Here is a 22,242-nt window from a genome sequence, read left to right as displayed (position 1 = left end):
GCCGTTACATGTTGCCGCTGAATTCCGGGCAGTAAGCGATCTCGGCTGTCCCAATCATGAATGCCGCATCACCGGGAGTCGCCCCGCCATTGGATTCTAGGATCTGCACTTCTTGGGCATAAGTCGTGCCCACCTTGAATTCATCGCAGATATTCAAGGCCTGGGCGATGGCAAGCCCGTCGCTCTGGTGGGGGAAGAAGGTCTTCCAGGACGCCAGGAATGCATCGTCGACAGCCTTCGGACCAGACGTGGTTGGCCTGCCAACGATGGTAGTTGATTCGGGCTTTGCCGTTGCACGTGAAGGAGTAGTTGCTAGCTGCCCAACATATACAGGGCATGTGTATTCAACAGCGGCATGGATCATCAGACCAGCCGTGACCAAGTTGATCCCCTGCGCAGCCTCAATGGATTGTTCCTGAGTCCCCATGTCAACGCCTGCTGCGAACCCGCTACATAGAGCAGCGGCCAGTTGGTCTACGGTGTCCATGTTGTCGCCCGGCTCGATCATGTCCCAGACGGTGTGGAACGTGGTCATGTCGACGTTGGCTGACGATGTCGGTGCCGGGTCCATGGTGGCCGTAGGGGATGGTGACGCGCTCGCAGTCGTGGGAGCCGGTGCGACCGTCGCAGACGGGCCGCTACAGCCTGCCAGGGCCAGCAGCAGGGACGCCGCAGCGATCGCGACGGCTGGGCGGGTGATGGTGTGCATGGTCATGATGGTTCCTATGGTTGGTGGTGTCTGGAGCCTAGACCCAGGCGCCGACAATTAAAGGGCCTCTAGTCCGCATCGGCATTGCCAGCGCAAGATTAGGATTGCGGCATGGCAATGGACGAGGAGTACGCGAGGATCCGCCTCAAGGTATTTGAGGTAATCCGGAACCTTGGACAATGGGATAGACAGGCGCATCGAGCTTTCGCACAGACTCATCGCGAGTTCTGGGCGAAGCCTCAACCCGTATCGCGAGACACAATTGACGCAGCTTGTGCGGGCTGTGAATACGTTTGGCCGTGCGGCGTCGTACGTGGCCTCATCGTTGGCTAGTCGTCCGCCGCCCTGATCACCTGCATGCGTGTTTCCAGCGCCGCAAGCCGGGTAGCCTGAGAGTCGATGTCCGCTGTACGAATTGGCTCAGTCTCGTGAGCCTGGGCCAGCGTAAATGAGGGTGTGCATCCGGTCATGGTGTGCGGTATCGACTGCAGGTCACGCGCACAATTGAGGCCTGGAAGATCGTCAATGATCTTCCGGGCCTTTTTGCTGCCCGGACCGCTGCCTGTACCAAGAACTGCGTCCCGGCCGGGAGGAGGCGGGCCCTGGTCAGGACCCGAGCAGGCCGCCCCAGACGGCGCGGGAACCCGCCTCCCCGATGATCGCAACATCGGCGAGAACCCCGGTGCAGGCGAAGAGCACCGCGGCGGTAACCAGCATGCTCGCGGCAAGGCCCCAACCCCTCCCCAGTCGCTCGGCAATGCGCTGCCGGAGTGGATACCGGTGCCAGAGCCAGGCAGCCAGGGAGGCGCCGAAGAGGGCCCAGGCCCAGGGCAGCAGCGTCCTGCCGTCGTTGGCGTGGGCCAGGACGGCCGGGGTGGGCGCCACCCGCAGCAGCAGCCACTCCCCCGCCCGCTGGGTGACGAACACCAGGGCCGGACTCAGCAGGCCGAGCAGGGGCGTGGCCAGTCCCAGGCGGCGGCGTGCGGCGGGCCAAAGCATCGTTGCGGCGGTGCACAGGGATGCCACGGGAAGCGTGACGACCACGGCATGGACGAGGAGAATGTGCAGTGGAAGGCCATCAAGTTCATAGTTCATTCAAATGCCCCTGGGACTGAAAGCCGGACTGCCGGCGTGGTAACTCACAGCCCTAATACGCACTCCGGCGGGCCACGGTTCATCGGGCACGTAGCAGACACGCGGGGGGCCCAAGGGGCCCATCCGCCGGTTGTTTCGTGCGATGAACCATTTCGGCACGGCCTCCGTTAGTAGGGGTAGGCCGGCGCTGCCGCCGGCAGCCGGAGAGTGGAAAGGGGCGGTTGTGGACCTGAAGGCCCGCACAGGGACGCCAACGCGTGAGGAAGCCATGCGTGCACTCCACCAGGACTATGCAGCCCAGCTGACCCGCTTCGTCCAGCGCCTGACCAGCGAGGGAACCGTGGCGCAGGACGTGGTGGCCGAGACCTTGCTCCGCGCCTGGGAGCACACTGACGTCCTGCAGCGCACGGAGCCCGCGCTGCGGGGCTGGTTGTTCACCGTGGCCCGGAACCTGGTCATCGACGACTGGCGCAGCGCCCGGCACCGCCATGAAATTGGCACGGACCAGCTGCCTGAGCATCCGGGACCGGACCAGACGGACCGTGTCCTGGATGCCTGGCTGGTCGAGGATGCCCTGCTCACCCTCACGCCGGATCACCGCGAGGTGATCCGGCGTGCCTACTTTGACGGCCAGGACACGCGCACCATCGCCGCCGCCTTGGGGGTCCCGGACGGAACCGTGAAATCCCGCCTGCACTACGGCCTCCGGGCCCTGCGGCTGGCACTCGAGGAAAGGGGTGTGAGCAGCCGGTGAGCACCCCTGCCGCCATTGACCCGTATTCCTCCTGGGACGCGGCCTATGTCCTTGGTTCCCTGACGGCGGCCGAGCGCCGCGAATACGAGCAGCACGTGGACGGCTGCGACGCGTGCCGCAACCGTCTTGCCGAGTTGTCCGGCCTCCCCGGCCTGCTGTCCCTGGTGGGACGGGACGCCGTGGATCCCGAAGCGTCCGTGCCGTTGCCGAGCACCGCCCCGTACGCCGTCTTTGCCCGGAAGGTACGACGCCGGAGGGCCGGGCTGGCGGCCGCGGCGGCTGCCGCCGTCCTGGTGTTGGGCGGCGGCACGGCCGCGGTCACCGCCAGCCTGCTTCCCCCCGCCGCGCCGCCGGCGGCGCACGCCACGATGACGCCCGGCGGGGCAACGGTCCGGCTCGCCTTCACGAGTTCCGGGCAGCGGGTCCTGACGGCACGCGGCCAGGCGAGCGCGGAACCGTGGGGCACCGTGCTGTCCTGGACGTGCAGCTACACGGCCAGCGCCACCCCTGCACGCTACGGAAGCCTGGAAGGGCCCGCCGAGTCCAACTCTTCGGAGTCCAGGTCCTATGTCATGGTGCTCGTCACGACCGCCGGAGACCGGGTTCCGCTCGCGACGTGGCAGGCCTCGCCGGGAAGCACGGTGTCCCCCGTGGCGACCACCAGCGTCCCGTTGGGCTCCATGCGGGAACTGCTCATCCAGGAACAGGGCACACCCGCCCCGGAAGCGCCGCTGCTGCGGGCACAGCTGTAGCCCACCCGCCCCTGCCCGGATGGGCCGGGCGGTACAAGCTCAGGCAAGCTGCGGCAGTCGGACGATGGCCGCGGCCACGTTGGCCACAAAGCGGGCGCTGGCCGCGGTCGCCGCGACGTCACCCGTCCGCTCTTCGAGCCCGCGCAGCAGGTTCAGGCGGCTGTGCGCGACCCAGCGGAGGATGTCGGGTTCGTGCCGCCACGACCGCTCGGTGGCCCAGGTGCGGGCGAACATCCTGGCCATGTCGCGGGGCGTACTGGCATAGGGGTTTGGCGGAGCCAAACGGTTCTTTTCTGCGACGTCGTCCCGGTGGGCCTCTATGAATCCGAGGAGTGCAGCGTTGAATGTCGGCGAATTATGCCGTACCTGCTGGAGCCGGATGCTGCCGCGGGCGAAGATCGGCACCGGCGGGGAGGCGGCCAGCCCCCGTGCCGAGCAGTCGACCGCCAAGGTGTGCGGTGGGATGGCCACTACGCCACCGCCAAGCAACAGGTGGCCCGCACCAACGGCCTTGACGTGCCCGAGCCGGATCACGTTTCCGATCCGGCGCAGCGCCACCAGTTCCGGGCGGCTCAACATGGTGCCCCGGTACATCGTGGGCTCAACCCTGGTGTCGAGCCGCATGAACCTGCCGGCATCCTCCAGCCGATGGCAAAGGTCGACGAGGTTCCGGGCATGGGCGCCCGCCTCGGCGTCGTCAGCCAGGCCGTTCATGATGGAGGCGACCTGCTCGAGAGGCTGCATTCCCGCTCGATCGGTGGACCACATCTCGCGCGGCCTCACCCAGAGGATCCGGTCGGGGTCGGTACCGGCGTCCAGCAGCCACAGGCATGCGTCGGCTGCGGTCTTGCCCGCGCCGATAACCATGAACTCGCGGTAGTCGCCGACCCGCTCGGGCAGCATCCCGATGGGCGCGAACGCCGCTTCCGGGTCGACGGCATATGACGGCGTGTGCGTGGCGGGTATCGAGGCCTCCTGGTACCGGGCGTCGACGACTCCGCGGCGCACCCCAATCTTGTCGACCCGGCCGGTCGCAGCGTTGCGGACGCGGGCGATCCCGGCCTGGTGGTCCAGGAACTCCCGACGTCCGAGGAACAGGGCGCGTCCGGATGACTCCAGCCGCTGGACCCGTACGGCCTCGAAGTACGCGCCGACTTCGGCACCGTTGGCCTGTTCGTAAAATCCGACGTTGCGGCCGGAGGTGATGAGCCGGTTCCGCCCGAGTGGCAGCGAGTCGACACCGTAGTACGCCGACGGCGTGTGGAGGCGCACAAAGGGATAGGCGTCGCGCCAGTGGCCGCCGACCTCCGAGCGCCGATCCACGAGCACGACCTCGGCGTCTGACTCGCTGAGTACCGTGTCCGCAAAGGCAAGGCCGCTCGCACCCGCCCCAATGACGAGATAGTCGGTGACTTTCACAGTGGCTCCACTGAAAGCTGCTGCATGTGAACACGGACCACTTCGGCCCAGGGGCAAGCCATGCGGCGCAGTATTGTCAGTAGCCCTGCCCGGAATACGGGCTGGGCGTGGCAGCCGGGGCGGAGGTCAGCTTGGTGCCGTCCGGCTGCACCACCCACCACCCCGCGCCAAAGCCATGACTTCCCTGCCCGGTGGCATCGCCCGCCTTGGAGTCGGCCGCGTAGGTGTACAAAGGCAGGCCGTTCAGCGTAACCTGTTTGGTTCCGCCGGGCAGCATGATGGCGCCAACTTTCCCTGTGACACCGGAAACCTGGGGCGTATTCGTGGCGGTCTTGATGGGCGGCCAGAATGAAACGCAGGCGCCCGTGCACGCGCTGGTGCCCGAATTGGCGGTGTCCTTGTCAAAGACATAGGCCGTCATCCCCTGCCCGTTCACAACGACAGTCCCGAAGGGCGTCTGCCCGGTCTTCAACACGGCACCGCCCTGTGTTGTGCTGCCCTGGCTTGCGACGGCGCCGCTGCTTGGCGCCTGCCCGGGTGCGGTTCCCCCGCCGGCGCAGCCAGCCAGGAGCAGCGCCCCCGCGGCCGCAACTGCCAGCTTCCCTAGTGGCCGATTCATGACGTTGGACTCCGTTCGTTGAGGCGTTGCGGCTTTTACGTGCCGCAACCCTTGAACGGTGTGGCGCCGCCCCGGGTTCAGCGGGGAGCCGCATCTCCGCGTCGCTCAACGCAGCGGACCCGCCAGCAGTCGAAGCTGGCGGGTCAGGACTCAGCCCTCAGGCCTCTCAGGCCTGCGCGGTGCCGGCTGTGACGCAGCCCCGGAAATGCACCCTGGCGGTGCGCGCGTTCCAGGCGGTAAACTCGCTCCCCAGCCAGCCGCCGTCGTCCGTCAGGGTGTCCGCAATATGAAGGGAAACCGTGGCGGGCAGGAAGATCGGCGCCTCGAAGGTGATGTCCCAGCTGAACGCGTCGGGCTTGGGCGAACCGATGTCCGAGACGACCCGTGACGCCGCATACATCCCATGGGCAATGGAGCGCCGCAGAGCCAGCGCCTTGGCGGAAAGGACGCTCAGGTGGATGGGGTTGAAGTCGCCGGACACCGCGGCGTAGGCGCGCCCGGTGTCGACCCCGAGCCTCCATTGCGCGGTGGGCTGCGGCGGGGAGAACACCTCACGGGACGATCCGGGAGCCCGCGGGGTGGGCTTGTCCAGGCCGGGCAGGTAGATCCCCTTGGCCAAATAGGTGGAGACCCCACGCCACAGCAGCGCGGTGCCCTCGTTGTTGCGGACCTCCACCACGAGCTGGACCTGCGTGCCGGCCCGGTGCCCGGCAAGGTTCCTGGCCCAGGACCTGATGGTCAGCACATCCGTATAGGTCACGGGCGCGTAGTGATCCACCTGGTTGCGCAGGTGGATCATGCCGAGCAGGGGCAGCGGGAAGTCCTCCCGCACCATGACGCTCATGGCGACGGGGAAGGCCAGTGCATGGATGTAGCCGGACGGCAGCACGTCGCGGGCCGGATGGCCCACCAGGTGGTGGAACGCGGTGACCTTGGCCAGGTCCGCCGTGACGCCGCGGACCTCCACGGCACGGGTGGGCAGCCCCACCACGGGGTCGGAGCGGACCAGCCGCTGCATGGCCGCAGTGGCCGCGGCGTTGATGTACAGCTTGGACAACGACGGCATTTCCGTCAGCACGTTGTCCACGGTCACTGCCCCACCAGGTTCTGTCCGCAGACACGCAGAATGTTGGCCGTCACTCCGGCCGAGGCCTCCGACGCGAAGTAGGCGATGGCCTCCGCCACGTCCTCCGGTGCGCCAGCCTGCTGCAGGCTGTTGAGCCTGCGGGCAACCTCGCGGGTCGCGAACGGGATTTTCGCGGTCATGGCGGTTTCAATGAATCCGGGCGCCACGGCGTTGACCGTGCCGCCCCTTTCCTCGAGCAACGGCGCGGTGGAGCGGACCATGCCGATCACGCCGGCCTTGGACGCCGCATAGTTGGTCTGGCCGCGGTTGCCGGCAATGCCGCTGGTCGATGACACACTGATGATCCGGGGGTTGTCGGAAAAATGGCTGCTGGCCAGAAATGCCTGGTTCATGCGCAGCTGGGCGGCGATGTTGACCGCGATCACGGAGTCCCAGCGTGCGGCGTCCATGTTGGCCAACAGCTTGTCCCGCGTGATTCCGGCGTTGTGCACCACAATGTCCAGCCGGCCGTGGCGCTGCGCGGCGTGGTCGAGGATGCGGGCGCCGGCCTCGGTGGCCGTGATGTCCAGCTGGAGCGCCGTGCCGTGGATTTCATTCGCGACGGCGGCCAGGCGGTCTCCCGCGGCAGGCACGTCCACCGCGACCACCTTGGCGCCGTCCCGGGCCAGCGTCCGGGCGATTGAGGCACCGATGCCCTGGGCGGCGCCCGTGACGACCGCGACCCTTCCCGCCAGGGGATTCTCCCAGTCCGGCGCGGCCGGGCTCCCGGCCGAAGAGGCGGTCAGGAACTGCCCGTCCACGAACGCGGAGCGGGCAGAGAGGAAGAACCGCAGCGCCGAGAGGGCGCTGGGTGCGGCCGCGGACGTCCCGCTGCTGAGCACCACGCCGTTGGCCGTGGCACCCGCACGCAGCTCTTTTGCCAGGGAGCGCACGATGCCGTCGACGGCGTTGCGTGCGGCGGCAGCCTCCGGCGCGTCCTCGGGCTGGGCGCGGCGGGATATGCTCACGACCCGGCCGTTGCGGTGGAGGTCGCGCAGCGCGCCGCCCACTTCGCGCAGAGGTGCGGAGAGCTGGTCCGGGTGGGCCAGCCCGTCCAGCACCAGCACGATCGCGCCGAGCTTCTCCTTGGGTGTGGCGTGGCGGCGCACGTCCTGGCCCCAGGACAGGAGAACGTCGGCAACGGCGTCGGACCCCTCCGTGTGGCCCACCACCAGGATGGGGCCCAAGACCAGCGGGGCGCCGGGCGTGTAGCGGCGCAGGATGGCGGGCTGGGGCAGCCCCAGCCGCTTTGCCACGTCACGGCCGAGGCCGCCGGAGACGAATTCGGTGTACTTGTCCGCGCGCACCTGGCGCTGTGCGGCCATGGCGGTCACCTGGCTTCCAGCAGGGCGGCGACACCCTGGCCGCCGGCGGCGCAGACCGAGATCAGACCGCGGGCGGGCCGCCCATCGACCTGCCCGCGTTCGCTGAGCATCTTGGCCAGTGTGGCGATCAGCCTGCCGCCGGTGGCAGCGAAGGGGTGGCCCGCGGCGAGCGACGAGCCGTTGGTGTTGAGCTTGCTGCGGTCCACCGTGCCAAAGGCGCCGCCGAGGCCGAGCCGTGTCCTGCCGAATTCCTCGTCTTCCCAGGCTGCCAGCGTGCTCAAGACGGTGCCGGCGAAGGCTTCGTGGATTTCAAAATAGTCGATGTCCTCCAGCGTCAGTCCGTTGCGTGCCAGCAGGCGTGGCACGGCAAACGCGGGGGCCATGAGGAGCCCGTCCCTGCCGTGCACAAAGTCGACGGCGCCGGCCTCGCCGTCAACAACGTTGGCGAGCATGGGCAGTTCGTGGGCCTGGGCCCATTCCTCGGAGGCGAGCAGCACGGTCGATGCGCCGTCGGTGAGCGGGGTTGAGTTGCCCGCCGTCATGGTCGCTGCGTCCCCCAGGCTCCGTCCAAAGACCGGCTTGAGCTTGGCCAGCTTCTCCATGGAGGAATCGGCGCGAAGGTTGGAGTCCCTCGTCAGGCCGCGGTACGGGGTGACGAGGTCGTCAAAGAAGTGCCGGTCGTAGGCGGCCGCGAGATTCTTGTGGCTGGCAAGCGCCAGCTCGTCCTGGGCTTCCCGGGTGATGTTCCACTGGGCGGTGGTCAGTGCCTGGTGCTCCCCCATGGAGAGCCCGGTGCGCGGCTCCCCGGTGGACGGGGCATCCGGGGCGAGGTCCTTGGGGCGGATGCGGGCCACAATCCTGGCTTTCTCGGCCAGGGACTTGGACCGGCTGAGGTCCAGGAGGATGGAGCGAAGACCTTCGCTGACGGCAATGGGGGCATCCGAGGCCGAATCGACCCCGCCGGCAATGGCTGAGTCGATCTGGCCCAGCTTGATCTTGTTGGACAGCCCGACGGCCGCTTCCATGCCCGTGGCGCATGCCTGTTGGAGGTCGTACGCCGGAGTGGTGGCCGACAGGGCGGAGCCCAGCACGGCCTCGCGCGTGAGATTGAAGTCTCGGGAGTGCTTCAGCACGGCACCGGCGGCCACCTCTCCAATGGTCTCGTCCTGCAGGCCGAACCTGGCCACGAGCCCGTCGAGCGCGGCCGTGAGCATGTCCTGGTTGGAGGCATGGGCGTAGGCGCCCCCCGACCTGGCGAACGGGATGCGGTTGCCTCCCACGACCACCGCCTTGCGGATGCCCTGCGTGGTCTTGTTGCCGGTTTCGTTGGCGCTCGCCGACGTGGTTGATGCCGTGGGGGAACTCATGGAGCAGTCTCCTTTGTTGTGGCGTGGATTACTGATACCCAGCGTACCTGATACGCTGGGTATCGTGAACACGTTGGAAGTCCGGCAGGCCGTGCCGGCGCCGGTCCCGGCCCCCGTCGACGCCCCCGTCGACGGGCGCTCGGCCAGATGGGAAGCGCACCGCGAGGAACGCCGTCGGGCGCTCATCAAGGCGGCCCGGCGCGCCATCCACCGTTTGGGCTTCGACGCCTCCATGGAAGACATCGCCACCCGCGCCGGCACCTCGAAGTCCGTCTTTTACCGCTACTTTGGCGACAAGGCCGGGCTCCGGCAAGCTGTGGGGAAGGTGGTGATCGGACAGATGCAGGACACGATCGTTGCCGCCGGAAGGACCGCCAGGACACCCCGCGAGGGTCTGGTGAACATGGTGGCCGCGTACCTGCAGATGGCGGAGACGTCACCGAACGTGTACACCTTTGTGACGTCCCCGTTCGACGCCGGGCCCCTCCCGGAGGGCGATCTCACCGGATTCTTTGACGCCGTCACCGCCATGATCTCCGAACCCCTGCGGGACCTGCTGGGCGATCCCGACTCGCCGCTGTTGGGGTACTGGCCGACGGCGGCAATCGGCCTGGTCCGCACGGCCGGAGAATTGTGGCTGAAGACGCCCGCGTCTGCGGCCAAGCCCGACCACGCCGCGATGGCGGAGCAGATTGCCGCCTGGCTTTTTGACGGCGTCGCGCAGCAGGTCTCCCCCGCTCCACGGAGCATTGTCCACCCATTGCAAGCAGAAGGAACCCCATGACTGACGTATTGACCCCTGCCTCGACGGCTGCCAGTGACCACGCTGCCGGCGTTGATGTCGCCGTCCTGGGCCAGGCACTGTTGGGCCGGTGGGCCGATGTCCGCCTCCAGGCGCGTGAGCTGGCCGGGAGGCCGGAGCTGCACAAGGTGGAGGGACTCACCCACGCCGAGCACCGCGAGCGTGTGTTCCAGCAGCTGGGCGTGCTGGTGGAGCAGAACGGGGTCCACCGCGCGTTCCCGTCGCGGCTGGGCGGAACTGACAACCACGGCGGCAACGTGGCCGGCTTTGAGGAACTGGTGACGGCTGACCCGTCGCTCCAGATCAAGGCCGGCGTGCAGTGGGGGCTGTTTGGCTGCGCCGTCCTCCACCTGGGGACGCAGGAACACCAGGACAAGTGGCTGCCGGGCATCATGTCCCTGGAGATCCCCGGGTGCTTCGCGATGACGGAGATCGGGCACGGGTCGGACGTCGCCTCGATTGCCACCACGGCCACCTACGATCCGGAAACCCGGGAGTTCGTCGTCAACACCCCGTTCCGGGCTGCGTGGAAGGAATTCATCGGCAATGCCGCCGTGGACGGTCTGGCGGCAGTGGTGTTTGCCCAGCTCATCACCCGCGGCGTCAACCACGGCGTCCACGCCTTCTACGTGGAACTGCGCGACCCCGCCACCCAGGAGTTCCTGCCCGGCATTGGCGGCGTGGACGACAACATCAAGGGCGGCCTCAACGGGATCGACAACGGCCGCCTGCACTTTTCCAACGTCCGCATTCCGCGCACCAACCTGCTTAACCGCTATGGCGACGTGGCCGCGGACGGCGCCTACTCCTCCCCCATCACGAGCCCCGGACGGCGCTTCTTCACCATGCTCGGCACGTTGGTGCAGGGTCGTGTCTCGCTCGACGGCGCGGCCGTGGCGGCGTCGAAGGTGGCACTGAGGATTGCCATCCAGTACGCAACGGAGCGGCGCCAGTTCAACGCGTCATCCGACACCGGGGAAGTGGTGCTGCTCGACTACCAGCGCCACCAGCGCCGCCTCCTGCCGAGGCTGGCCACCACGTACGCGGCAGCTTTTGCCCATGAGGAACTGCTGCAGAAGTTCGACGGCGTCTTCTCCGGTGCTCAGGACACGGACGAGGACCGCCAGGACCTGGAGACCCTGGCTGCGGCATTTAAATCGCTCTCCACCTGGCACGCACTGGACACGTTGCAGGAATGCCGGGAGGCCTGCGGGGGCGCCGGGTTCATGGTGGAAAACCGGTTCACGTCCCTGCGTGCGGACCTTGACGTCTACGCAACGTTTGAGGGCGACAACACGGTGCTGCTGCAGCTGGTGGCGAAGCGGCTGCTGGCCGACTATTCGAAGGAATTCCGCAACCTGGACTTCGGTGTCCTGGCCCGATTTGTGGTGGGCCAGGCCGCCGAGCTGACGTGGCACAAGACCGGGCTGCGCCAAGTGGCGCAGTTTGTTGCCGACTCGGGTTCTGCGCACAAGTCGGCCAAGGCGCTCAAGGACGAGGACACCCAGCACGAGATGCTCGCCGGCCGGGTCCAGGCCATGGTGGCCGACGTCGCCGCGGCCTTGAAGGAAGCGGCCAAGCTGTCCAAGGAAAAGGGCGCCGAGCTCTTCAATGAACATCAGAACGAATTGATTGAGGCCGCGCGGGCACATGCCGAACTGCTGCAGTGGGAGGCGTTCACGGAGGCGCTGCGCGGCATTTCGGATCCGGGAACGCACCGCGTCCTCACTACGTTGCGCGACCTGTTCGGCCTGACCCTGATCGAGAAGCATCTGGACTGGTACCTCATGAACGGGCGCATCTCAATGCAACGGGCACGCACGCTGGCCCCGTACATCAACCGCGTGCTGACCAAACTGCGGCCCCACGCCATGGACCTGGTGGATGCGTTTGGCTATGGACCCGAGCACTTGCGGGCCACGATCGCCACGGGGATCGAGCGGGAGCGCCAGGACGAGGCCCGCGAGTACTACCGCCGGCTGCGTGCCAGCAAGGATGCCCCCGTGGATGAAAAGGTCATGGTGCAGAAGGCCAAGAAGCAGCGCGCGAAGTAGGCGCCGCATTCGGCAGCACGCTGCGGTACACGTCCAGGGTCTTTTCCACGATTGACTCCCAGGAAAAGTTTTCCTGGGCTCGGAGGCGGCCCTTCTCCCCCATCGTGCGGGCGCGGGCCGGGTCGCTGACAACTTCGATGAGCGCGGCTGCGAAGTCGGCAATGAACTTTTCGGGGTCAAGCGGCGTGCCCGTCCCGTCAGTCACCTGCTCCAACGGCACCAGCAGCCCGGTCTCACCGTGGGCAACGACTTCCGGGATCCCGCCGGTCGCACTGGCCACGACGGCCGCACCACATGCCATCGCTTCAAGGTTCACGATGCCCAGTGGTTCGTAAATCGACGGGCACGCGAAAACCGTGGCATGGCTGAGGACTTGAATGAGCTCATGGCGCGGCAGCATGCGTTCAATGACGATGACCCCGTCGCGCTGTTCTTTGAGCCCTTCAATGAGGGAATTCACTTCGGCGCCCAGCTCAGGTGTGTCGGCGGCGCCGGCACACAGGACCAGCTGGACCTCCGGCGGGAGCGCGGCGGCTGCCTTTAACAGGTATGGCACTCCCTTTTGCCGCGTCACGCGGCCAACCCACACCACGCTGGGACGGGAGGGATCGATCCCCAGGGAACGGACGACGTCGTCCTTCGCGTCCCGCTGCCAGGAGGCGACGTCAATGCCGTTGTGGATCACCTTGACCTTGTCGGGGTCGACGTCGGGATAGCTGCGCACGATGTCCTGCCGCATGCCGTCGGACACGGCAATGATGGCGGCCGCAGCCTCGTATGCCGTCTTCTCCACCCACGACGACAAGGCGTAACCGCCGCCAAGCTGCTCGGCCTTCCAGGGGCGCAGCGGCTCCAGGCTGTGCGCGCTGAGCACATGCGGTATGCCATGCAGGAGCGACGCCAGGTGGCCGGCCATGTTGGCGTACCAGGTGTGCGAGTGCACCAGGTCGGCCCCTGCTATGTCGGGAACGATCTGCAGATCCACCCCCAGCGTCTGCAGTGCGGCGTTTGCCACGCCCAGCTGCGGAAGGTTCCCGTAGGAGGACACCGCGGCGCCGTGGAAGTCCGCTGGACGGTCGGCGCCGAAGGCGTGAACCCGCAGATCCACCCGCCCGGCAAGGACACGGCTGAGCTCGGCGACGTGAACGCCGGCACCGCCATATATTTCCGGGGGAAATTCCTTAGTCACAATATCGATACGCACGTTCCCAATGTAGTGTCTTTGAACTGGTTGTTCTAGTGTGAAGGAGATGTACCTGTTCGCGGGGCGTTTTCCATCGCAACATTCAAGCTGTCGGAGGTTGGGGCATGGCTGTCAAGAAAGTTCTGGCGATTGTATTGGCGGGCGGCGAGGGCAAGCGTTTGATGCCCTTGACGGCTGACCGTGCCAAGCCTGCAGTTCCCTTTGCGGGATTCAGGCTCGTCGATTTTGCGTTGTCCAATTTGGTGAATTCCGGATACTTGAAAATAGTGGTCCTGACGCAGTATAAGTCGCACAGCATGGACCAGCACATTTCGCAGACGTGGCGGATGTCAACGCAGCTGGGCAATTATGTGGCCAGTGTCCCGGCGCAGCAGCGCCGCGGCAAGAGCTGGTTCTTGGGCAGCGCAAACGCCATTTACCAGTCGATGAACCTGATCGTCGATGCCGCACCGGACATCGTGGTGGTGGTCGGGGCCGACCACGTCTACCGCATGGACTTTGAGCAGATGGTCCAGAGCCACATCAAGTCAGGGGCGCGGGCCACAGTTTCCGCTGTGCGTCAACCATTGGGCATGGCCAACCAATTCGGCGTCATCGAAGTGGACAACTCCGTCGAAACGGGCGTCACGGGAGCCCACAAGATCTCCGCGTTCGTTGAAAAGCCGGAGTCGACACCCGGCCTGGCGGATGCCCCTGACCAGTTCCTGGCCTCCATGGGCAACTACGTCTTCGACACGGATGCCCTGGTCGAGGCGCTCGAACAGGATGCAGTCAAGAGCGACACCAAGAATGACATGGGCGGTGACATCATCCCCCACTTTGTTGACCGGGGTGAAGCCTTTGTCTACGACTTCACGACCAACGACATCCCCGACGCGACGGACCGCGACCGCAACTACTGGCGCGATGTGGGGACCATCGATTCCTACTACGACGCCCACATGGACCTCATCTCGCCCCTGCCGATCTTTAATCTCTACAACCGGGCATGGCCGATCTACACGCGCAACACCACCTCTCCGCCTGCCAAGTTTGTCCATGGGGAGCACAATGCCGTTGGAGCGGCACTGGACTCCATCGTTGCCCCCGGCGTGGTGGTTTCCGGCGGCGTGGTGGAAAACTCCGTCCTCTCCAACGATGTTTTTGTAGGCACCGGTGCCCGGGTCATGGATTCGGTGCTTATGGACGGCGTGGTGGTGGGAGCGGGCGCCGTGGTAAAACGCGCGATCATTGACAAGTCCGTGCGCATTCCCGCCGGTGCCACGATCGGCGTCGATCCGGAACTCGACCGGGCACGCGGCTTTGCGGTCACCGAGTCCGGAATTACGGTCCTGAAAAAGGGTCAGATCGTTTCGGTACCGGAGGCCGAAGAAATAGCCGTGGCCAAGGCGGCCGCCGCGGCGACGCCGGCGGCCCTGGAACTGGCCATCGCCGAGCACCGGTTGTCGAAGGAGACCATGGACCTGGTGGTGGACAACCAGCTCACCGCAGCGGACGCGGCCTCCGGCCGGCGCACGAGCCCGGCCGCGGGCAGCGTGTCGGCGTCCGACGGGAAAGCGGCTAAAATTGTGGAGTGAGCGCCGCTGAACTGACCCCTGAAGAAATCCAAAATTGCATCAAGGTTTTGGAGAATATTCATATTTATGACGAAGAAGATCCGGATTACGTCACTGTCCGCCGGGCGACCGGAAAAATGTTCAAGGCGGTCAAACGATACCGCCGGAATGCTAAACGGGATGCCATCAATGACGCCGACCGGGCCGTGATGGCAAAGACTGCCACCGCGGCCCCGGACCGGATTGACGACGAAACACGCGGTAACAAGCTCAAACCGTCCACCACCGGGAAAGTGGCGGGAACGCTGCAACGTTCCCGCCCCTGCTATGTCTGCAAGCAGCATTACACGCAGGTTGACGCGTTTTACCACCAGCTGTGCCCGGACTGCGCCGCCTTCAACCACTCCAAGCGGGACGCCCGCACGGACCTGGCCGGCAAACGCGCCCTGCTGACGGGCGGCCGCGCCAAAATCGGCATGTACATCGCCCTTCGCCTGCTGCGCGACGGTGCCCACACCACCATCACCACCCGTTTTCCCAAGGACGCCGCCCGCCGCTTCGCCGCAATGGAGGACAGCGCCGATTGGCTGCACCGCCTGCGCATCGTCGGCATCGACCTGCGCGATCCCGCACAGGTCGTCGCGCTCACGGACTCGCTCAACGAGGCCGGACCGCTGGACATCATCATCAACAATGCCGCCCAGACCGTCCGGCGCTCCGGGAACGCCTACAAGCCGCTCGTCGACGCCGAGCTGGAACCGCTTCCGGACGACTCCCCCATGCCCGAGCTGCTGACTTTCGGACACGCGCACGACAGGCATCCCCTGGCGCTTGCCAGCCAGATTTCCGCGCATCCGCAGCTGGGCGGCGACGAGATCGCAGCGCTGGCCCTGTCCATGGGGTCCGCCTCCCCGGAACGGATGGCCGCCGGCACAGCCATCGACGCCGGGGGCCTGGTGCCCGACGTCGCCACCGTCAACAGCTGGACGCAGGTGGTGGACCAGGTTGACCCGCTGGAAATGCTCGAAGTGCAGCTGTGCAACGTCACGGCGCCCTTCCTCCTGGTCTCCCGGCTGCGCCCGGCCATGGCGGCCTCCGAAGCGCGCAGGAAGTACATAGTCAACGTCTCCGCCATGGAGGGGCAGTTCTCCCGCGCCTACAAGGGCCCCGGCCACCCGCACACCAACATGGCCAAGGCAGCGCTGAACATGCTGACACGCACCAGTGCCCAGGAAATGCTCGACGCCGACGGCATCCTCATGACCGCCGTCGACACCGGGTGGATCACCGACGAACGCCCGCACTTCACCAAGGTCCGCCTGGCGGAGGAAGGCTTCCACGCTCCCCTGGACCTGGTCGACGGTGCCGCGCGCGTCTACGACCCGATCGTCATGGGCGAATCCGGGGAAGACCAGTACGGCGTCTTCCTCAAGGACTACACGCCGAGCCCTTGGTAGGCGCGGCCAGGACGGCCCCTGACACGCTGCCCGGCCGGGCCGCCCCCCTCATCCCGGGCCTGGCCACCGCCGTGGCCGCCGTCGCCGTTGCCCTGGCAGTTCACGCGGTGGTGCCGCTGCTCCCGGCGATGACCATCGCCGTCGTCCTCGGCATTGCGGCCGTCAACCTTCCCGGGACGTCCGGGCTGTGCGATGGCCCGCTGCGCGCCGGACTGAACTTCGCCGGCAAACACCTCATGCGTGCGGGCATCGTCTTTCTGGGCCTCAAGCTGAGCCTGGGCGACATCGCCGCGCTCGGCTGGGCGACGGTGGGGCTGGTGGTGGGCGTTGTGCTGCTCAGCTTTGCCGGCACCTATGCGCTCGGAAAATTGTTCCGGCTCGACGGCGACCTCCCCCTCCTCATTGCCACGGGCTTTTCCATTTGCGGGGCGTCGGCCATCGGCGCCATGGCCGCCGTGAAGGGCACCAGGCACGCCGACACCGTGCTGCCGGTGGCGCTGGTGACCCTCTGCGGCACCCTCGCCATCGGCGTGCTGCCGCTGCTGATGCACCCGCTGGGGCTGGACGCGCTGCGGTTTGGCCAGTGGGTGGGCGCCGGTGTCCACGACGTGGGGCAGGTGGTGGCGACGGCCCAGACCGCCGGGCCGGCGGCCCTGGGCGCGGCGATCATCATCAAGCTCACCCGGGTGGTGCTGCTGGCGCCCATCGTCGCGGTGGTGGGCGGACTGGAACGACGCCGGCACGGGCTCAGCGCACGTGCCTCCGTGTCACCCGCCGGCGCGCCACGACTTGAGCCCGCGGCCCCGGGGAAGTTCCCGCCGGTGGTGCCGCTCTTTGTGGTCGGATTTTTGGCCATGATCCTCCTGCGCACCACCGGCTGGCTGCCGTCAGGGGTCGTCGCGGCGGGCTCCACGGCCCAGGACATCGCCCTGGGCGCCGCGCTCTTTGGCCTCGGCGCATCCGTGCGCGTGCGTCAGCTCTTCAAGACCGGAGCGCGGGCCACCGTGATGGCACTCTGTTCCTGGGTGCTCATCGCCGCCCTTGCCTTTGGTGCCGTCCACCTTATGGGATCGTAGTTCCGGGATCGCGGGACGGGGCTTGCCTGCGGGGAGGGGCATGCCGCCTGCCCGTGGTTGAATGAAATGGTGTCGAATTCAAACCTGGGCCGTGCCGAAGCAGCCACGCGCAAATCACTGGTCACCGTCCATGCCTACGACGTCCGCGTGGACATCAGCAATGCCCCGAAACTGGACGAGCCCGGGTTTGCCACGCAAAGCACCATCACCTTCAGTTCCACCGTCGAAGGGGGGGAAACCTTCCTGGACTTCATCGGCCTGGAGGTGGAATCCGTGATGCTCAACGGCCGCGAACTGGACGTGGGGAAGGTGGTTCAGGACGCCCGCATCGCGCTGCCCGGACTCGCTTCGGAGAACGAGGTCACCGTCAGGGCCACCGCCGCCTACTCCCGCAGCGGCGAGGGCCTGCACCGATTCCAGGACCCGGCGGACGGCCTGGTCTACACCTACACGCAGTACGAGCCCGCAGACGCCCGCCGCGTCTTTCCCAACTTTGAGCAGCCCGACCTCAAGGCGCCGTTCACCTTCCACGTCACGGCCCCGGCGCAGTGGGAAGTCGCATCCAACCAGCCGGTGGCCGGCCGTGCCGACGTCGCCCCTGGCGACGCAAGGCCTGGCGACCCCGCCTTTGGCGACGGGTCCGGGTCCGCGTCCGCCTGCTGGGACTTTGCGCCCACGCTGCCGATCTCCACGTACATCACCACCATCCTGGCCGGGCCGTACTTTAAAGTCTCTGACCATTTCAGCATGGTGTTCGGCACGGACAGCGCGCATGCCGGAAAGTCCCTCGAGATCCCGCTGACCGCCTACTGCCGCGCCTCCCTGGCGGATCACTTCGACACCGATCCCATCTTCGCGGTCACCAAGGCGGGGCTGGCGTACTTTAACGAACTCTTTGACTACCCCTACCCCTTCGGCAAGTACGACCAAGCATTCGTGCCCGAATACAACCTTGGCGCCATGGAAAACCCGGGTCTCGTGACGTTCACCGAGGCCTACGTCCACACCTCCCGCGCCACCGACACCGAGTACCAGCAGCGGGCCAACACCATCATGCACGAGATGGCGCACATGTGGTTCGGCGACCTGGTCACCATGGGCTGGTGGGACGACCTCTGGCTGAAGGAATCCTTCGCCGACTTCATGGGCCACCTGGCCGTCGCCGACGCCACCGGCTGGGGGGCCAAGTCGTGGACGCTCTTCGCCAGCCGCCGCAAGGCCTGGGCCTACGTCCAGGACCAGCTGCCCACCACGCATCCCATTGTCGCTGACATCCCGGACCTTGAGGCGGCCAAGCAGAACTTTGACGGCATCACCTATGCCAAAGGCGCCTCGGTGCTCAAGCAGCTGGTGGCCTACGTGGGCCGGGACGCGTTCATGGCCGGCTCCCGGGAATACTTCCGCACCCACGAATATTCCAACACCTCCCTGACGGACCTGCTGGCGCCCTTGGAGGCGGCGTCGGGCCGCGGCCTGGCGCAGTGGGCCGCCGGCTGGCTCAAGACCGCCGGCATCTCCACGCTCACGCCCACGCTCACGGCGGCGGACGGGCTGATCACGTCCTTCTCCATCGCCCAGGAGGCCGTGGATCCCACCACGGGCCGTCGCGCCCTGCGCCCACACCGGCTCTCGGTGGGCCTGTTCAACTTTGGCACGTCCACGGACGACGTCGGACGGCTGGTCCGCACCCATTCGGCGGCCGTCGACGTGGCCGGGGACGTGACGGACGTGGCCTCGCTGGCAGGCCTGCCCGAGCCGGCGCTGATAGTGGTCAACGACCAGGACCTCAGCTATGCAAAGGTGCGGCTTGATCCTACGTCCCTTAAGACCGCGTTGGCGTCGGTGGACGTCGTTGAGGACCCGCTGGCCCGCAGCCTGGTGTGGTCTTCGCTGTGGAATGCCGTCCGTGATGCGCAGCTGCCCGCCAGCAGCTATGTGACGGCCGTGTGCCGTCACGCCGCCGGCGAGCCCGACATCGCCCTCCTGCAGACGCTGGCGGACAACGCGCGGTTTGCTGCCGCAAACTATTGCCCGCCCGGAACGCGTGGCCGGGTCCAGGCGGAACTGTTGGCCGCCGTCGAACGCCACCTGGACCAGGCGGCGGCGGGCAGCGACGAACAGCTGGTCTGGGCGCGGGCCTTCGCGTTGCTGGGCCGTGGCAGCGACGCCTCCACGGCAAGGATCCGGGGACTGCTGGCCGCGGAGGCCGTCCCTTCCGGGCTGGGAGTCGACAGCGGGCTGCGTTGGCTGCTGTGGGAAGCGCTGGCGGCACGCGGAGAGGCAACCGTGGCCGAGCTGGACGGGGAACTGGCGCGCAAGACCACCGCGGAAACACGGTCGGCCCGGACCACTGCGGTCGCCGCCCGGCCTGCGGAGGACGCCAAAGCGGCGGCCTGGGAGGACGCGGTGGTGGGGACGGCGTTGACCAACGAGCTCCTCAGCGCCACCATCGAGGGCTTCATGGCAGGCAGCCATGCACTGCTTGACGCCTACGTGGAACCGTATTTCGCGGTGCTGGCGGACGTCTGGGACAAACGCAGCATTGAAATAGCCGGGCGGATTGTGCGCGGGCTCTACCCGGCGCGTCAGGACCTGGAGCCCGGGATGGATCCGGCGGCCCACCCGGTGGTGGTGCGCACTGATGTCTGGCTGGCAGAGAATGCCGACTCGGCTGCGGGACTCCGCCGCCTGTTGGTGGAACAGCGCGACCACCTGGTGCGGGCCCTTGCCGCCCAGGCAGCCGCCGGGTCTTAGCTGCCTGGCGTCCGGCGGAGGAAGGCCACCGCGGTGGCGGCCATCCCGGCCACCACCAGGAGCCACGTGCCCGCGGCGATCCAGTTGGCCCACCGGCCCAGCAATGCCACCAAAGGCATGCCGTTCTCATTCCCGAAGTGGTACGTGGCCACGGCAAACATGCCCAGGGGAAACACGATCGACCACAGGGCCGTGGTGTATTTCAGCGGTTCGCGCCGGACAATGTGGCGCCAGACGCCAAACGCCACCAGCAGCGGCACCCACCACAGGCCGAAGGCCCACAGCAGGTAGCTGATGCCGCCCACCGTCGGGGCGGCCAGCTCCAGCACCGGGACACCGGCCGGCAGGTGCAGGATCATGGACCCGGCCAGCACCGTGATGGCCGTGGCGCCCATGAAGATCCAGTTGGCCGGGACAATGCCGCCCCTGTTTTCGCCGCCGGTCAACAGGCGCAGGATCACCAGGGTGGTCAGGGCCAGGTACAGCATGATGCCGATGCCCCAGAAGGCGACGGCCAGGTCGCTGAGCAGGCGGATGGACGTGTCGGCGACGGCCAGCGTGGCGGCGGCAACGGAGAGCGACTGCGTCGAGACCACCCACAGGAACCAGGTGCCGTCCACGGGCAACAGCCGGGGCCGCTGGATGTCCCCCATTTCCGTGCGCAACATCATGGACAGGGGAATGCCGTAGGCCAGAAACAGCCACAGCGGAAAGCTGAGGATGCCCAGGATCCAGGTGACGGTGGGATGGCTGTCATGGAAGCCGGCGCCCACCACGTTCATGGCGGCGACCATCGTCAGGTAGCCAAAGCCGGCGTGCGGGTTGCGGAAAGCGTCCACAGCGGCAGTGCGTCCGATGGAAAGCCTGCCTGCGAGGCCGATGGTGAGCACCACCAGCCCGGCCGCTGCGAGCCAGAGCAGCACCGTCCCGGCCGGGCCCCAGCCCGCATCCTTCAGCGCCGCCGAAACTATGCCCGTTGCCATGACGAAGGCGAAGGCCGCCGGGGGCTGGCCGCGCCACCAGCTCCTCATCAGCGACAGCGGCGCCGACGTGTCGGGCCGCACGGCGCCGGCGCCGCTCACGGGATCCTGTTGAGCCATGCCGGCGTGCCAAACTTGGTGGTCACGCGGCGGGCGGCCTCGGCCAGTTCGTGCTCCGTCAGCTCCGACCGGGATGCGCTGTAGCGTGCCGTGAATGTCTCCATCATGCGTTCCAGGATTTCCCGCCGCGCCAAGCCCGTCTGCCGCCGCAGGGGATCAACTCGCTTTTTGGCCGAGCGGGTCCCCTTGTCGGAGAGTTTTTCCTGGCCGATCCGCAGGACTTCCACCATTTTGTCGGCGTCGATGTCATAGCTCATGGTGACATGGTGGAGAAGGCCGCCGTTGCTCAGGCGCTTCTGGGCGGCGCCGCCGATCTTGCCCTGGTCGGTGGCGATGTCGTTCAGGGGCACGTAAAAGGCCTCCACACCGATGGATTCCAGCGCGGCCATGACCCAGCTGTCCAGGAACTTGTAGGAGTCTTCAAAGCTGAGACCGTCCACCAGGCTCTGCGGGACATAGAGCGAATAGGTGATGCAGTTGCCCGCCTCCATGAACATGGCCCCGCCGCCGCTGATTCGCCGCACCACGTTGATGCCATACCGTTCGACGCCGGCCGGGTCCAGCTCATTGCGCACGGACTGGAAGCTGCCGATCACCACGGAAGGCTCGTTCCAGTCCCAGAAGCGCAGCGTTGGGTTGCGCCGCCCGGCGCCGACCTCCTCGGACAATACCTCGTCGAGGGCCACATTGACCGCCGTGGGCAGGACCGTGGGGCCGATGATGTCCCATTCATGGTCAAGCCAGCCGGTGGCCTTGGACAAGGCGCGCCGTACGGCCACGGCCACGGCCTGGGCCGAAAATCCAAACAGGACGACGCCGTCCGGCAGGGCCGCGGTGATGGCGGCGGCCAGCTTGGGTGCCGCCACGTCGGCGGCCAACCCGGTCAGCGCGCCGTTGATGCTGTCCAGGGCCTCGTCAGGTTCCAGGAAAAAGTCGCCGCTGACGGAGACGTCCGCGAGCTTCCCGTCGGCGACATCCAAGTCCACCACCACCAGTTTGCCGCCGTGGACCTTGTATTCACCGTGCATGTGCGTTGCCATGACCTTAGTTTCCCAACTAATGCGCCGGTGGCG

General features: G+C 67.0%; 18 protein-coding genes. 8 read left to right on the top strand and 10 right to left on the bottom strand.

Annotated elements, in window-relative coordinates; all coding sequences use genetic code 11:
* Positions 1–4: 4 nt before the first annotated feature.
* Both DMB86_RS11305 and DMB86_RS20595 read right to left on the bottom strand, forming a co-directional pair.
* On the bottom strand, positions 5–715 hold the full coding sequence (locus DMB86_RS11305; protein ID WP_113717904.1) for a DUF732 domain-containing protein: 711 nt from the start codon (positions 713–715) through the stop codon (positions 5–7).
* Positions 716–1,315: 600 nt separating this feature from the next.
* Positions 1,316–1,804, bottom strand: coding sequence for a hypothetical protein (locus tag DMB86_RS20595; RefSeq protein WP_113717903.1), 489 nt, complete (start codon positions 1,802–1,804; stop codon positions 1,316–1,318).
* A gap of 268 nt (positions 1,805–2,072) precedes the next feature.
* On the opposite strand from DMB86_RS20595, the gene DMB86_RS11295 reads away from it, so the two are divergent.
* Both DMB86_RS11295 and DMB86_RS11290 read left to right on the top strand, forming a co-directional pair.
* Positions 2,073–2,558 (top strand): sigma-70 family RNA polymerase sigma factor, encoded by a 486-nt coding sequence (locus DMB86_RS11295; RefSeq protein ID WP_236783331.1) that lies wholly within the window; start codon positions 2,073–2,075, stop codon positions 2,556–2,558.
* A complete protein-coding gene (locus DMB86_RS11290) occupies positions 2,555–3,310 on the top strand; it encodes a zf-HC2 domain-containing protein (protein WP_113717901.1) in 756 nt (251 codons plus the stop codon). The genes DMB86_RS11295 and DMB86_RS11290 overlap by 4 nt, the downstream gene beginning before the upstream one ends.
* A 39-nt stretch (positions 3,311–3,349) precedes the next feature.
* On the opposite strand, the gene DMB86_RS11285 is transcribed toward DMB86_RS11290, so the two are convergent.
* From DMB86_RS11285 to DMB86_RS11265, 5 genes are all read right to left on the bottom strand, one after another.
* On the bottom strand, positions 3,350–4,729 hold the full coding sequence (locus DMB86_RS11285) for an NAD(P)-binding protein (RefSeq protein WP_171814452.1): 1,380 nt from the start codon (positions 4,727–4,729) through the stop codon (positions 3,350–3,352).
* Between the two features lie 76 nt (positions 4,730–4,805).
* A complete protein-coding gene (locus tag DMB86_RS11280; RefSeq protein WP_113717899.1) occupies positions 4,806–5,348 on the bottom strand; it encodes a COG4315 family predicted lipoprotein in 543 nt (180 codons plus the stop codon).
* Positions 5,349–5,514: 166 nt separating this feature from the next.
* Positions 5,515–6,414, bottom strand: a complete 900-nt coding sequence (locus DMB86_RS11275; RefSeq protein WP_113719511.1) for a MaoC family dehydratase — start codon at positions 6,412–6,414, stop codon at positions 5,515–5,517.
* Between the two features lie 23 nt (positions 6,415–6,437).
* The gene (locus DMB86_RS11270) at positions 6,438–7,799 is read right to left on the bottom strand and encodes a 3-oxoacyl-ACP reductase (RefSeq protein ID WP_113719510.1); all 1,362 of its coding nucleotides are present in this window, start codon (positions 7,797–7,799) and stop codon (positions 6,438–6,440) included.
* Positions 7,800–7,804: 5 nt separating this feature from the next.
* A complete protein-coding gene (locus tag DMB86_RS11265; protein ID WP_113717898.1) occupies positions 7,805–9,166 on the bottom strand; it encodes an acetyl-CoA C-acetyltransferase in 1,362 nt (453 codons plus the stop codon).
* A gap of 64 nt (positions 9,167–9,230) precedes the next feature.
* On the opposite strand from DMB86_RS11265, the gene DMB86_RS11260 reads away from it, so the two are divergent.
* Both DMB86_RS11260 and DMB86_RS11255 read left to right on the top strand, forming a co-directional pair.
* Entirely contained in the window at positions 9,231–9,950 is a 720-nt protein-coding gene (locus tag DMB86_RS11260) for a TetR/AcrR family transcriptional regulator (protein ID WP_227878329.1), read from the top strand.
* Positions 9,947–12,022, top strand: a complete 2,076-nt coding sequence (locus tag DMB86_RS11255; protein ID WP_113717897.1) for an acyl-CoA dehydrogenase family protein — start codon at positions 9,947–9,949, stop codon at positions 12,020–12,022. Before DMB86_RS11260 ends, DMB86_RS11255 begins: the two co-directional genes overlap by 4 nt.
* On the opposite strand, the gene glgA is transcribed toward DMB86_RS11255, so the two are convergent.
* Positions 11,985–13,226: a glycogen synthase gene (gene glgA, locus DMB86_RS11250; protein WP_113717896.1), complete on the bottom strand. Its 1,242-nt coding sequence runs from the start codon at positions 13,224–13,226 to the stop codon at positions 11,985–11,987. The two genes, DMB86_RS11255 and glgA, sit on opposite strands and share 38 nt — an antisense overlap.
* Positions 13,227–13,330: 104 nt before the next feature.
* On the opposite strand from glgA, the gene glgC reads away from it, so the two are divergent.
* From glgC to pepN, 4 genes are all read left to right on the top strand, one after another.
* Positions 13,331–14,803: a glucose-1-phosphate adenylyltransferase gene (gene glgC / locus DMB86_RS11245; RefSeq protein WP_113717895.1), complete on the top strand. Its 1,473-nt coding sequence runs from the start codon at positions 13,331–13,333 to the stop codon at positions 14,801–14,803.
* Positions 14,800–16,239: an SDR family oxidoreductase gene (locus DMB86_RS11240; RefSeq protein WP_113717894.1), complete on the top strand. Its 1,440-nt coding sequence runs from the start codon at positions 14,800–14,802 to the stop codon at positions 16,237–16,239. Before glgC ends, DMB86_RS11240 begins: the two co-directional genes overlap by 4 nt.
* A complete protein-coding gene (locus DMB86_RS11235) occupies positions 16,233–17,315 on the top strand; it encodes a YeiH family protein (RefSeq protein ID WP_227878328.1) in 1,083 nt (360 codons plus the stop codon). The genes DMB86_RS11240 and DMB86_RS11235 overlap by 7 nt, the downstream gene beginning before the upstream one ends.
* Before the next feature lie 66 nt (positions 17,316–17,381).
* The gene (gene pepN, locus DMB86_RS11230) at positions 17,382–20,069 is read left to right on the top strand and encodes an aminopeptidase N (protein ID WP_472239149.1); all 2,688 of its coding nucleotides are present in this window, start codon (positions 17,382–17,384) and stop codon (positions 20,067–20,069) included.
* Here the strand turns inward: pepN and DMB86_RS11225 are convergent.
* The gene (locus tag DMB86_RS11225) at positions 20,066–21,169 is read right to left on the bottom strand and encodes a tellurite resistance/C4-dicarboxylate transporter family protein (protein WP_113717893.1); all 1,104 of its coding nucleotides are present in this window, start codon (positions 21,167–21,169) and stop codon (positions 20,066–20,068) included. The genes pepN and DMB86_RS11225 overlap by 4 nt on opposite strands.
* Positions 21,148–22,209, bottom strand: a complete 1,062-nt coding sequence (locus tag DMB86_RS11220) for a lipoate--protein ligase family protein (RefSeq protein WP_113717892.1) — start codon at positions 22,207–22,209, stop codon at positions 21,148–21,150. The genes DMB86_RS11225 and DMB86_RS11220 overlap by 22 nt, the downstream gene beginning before the upstream one ends.
* Between the last annotated feature and the right edge of the window lie 33 nt (positions 22,210–22,242).

The sequence above is a fragment of the Arthrobacter dokdonellae genome, from assembly GCF_003268655.1.
In the GTDB taxonomy this organism is placed as follows: domain Bacteria; phylum Actinomycetota; class Actinomycetes; order Actinomycetales; family Micrococcaceae; genus Specibacter; species Specibacter dokdonellae.
This window is presented reverse-complemented; position numbering and strand designations above follow the sequence as displayed.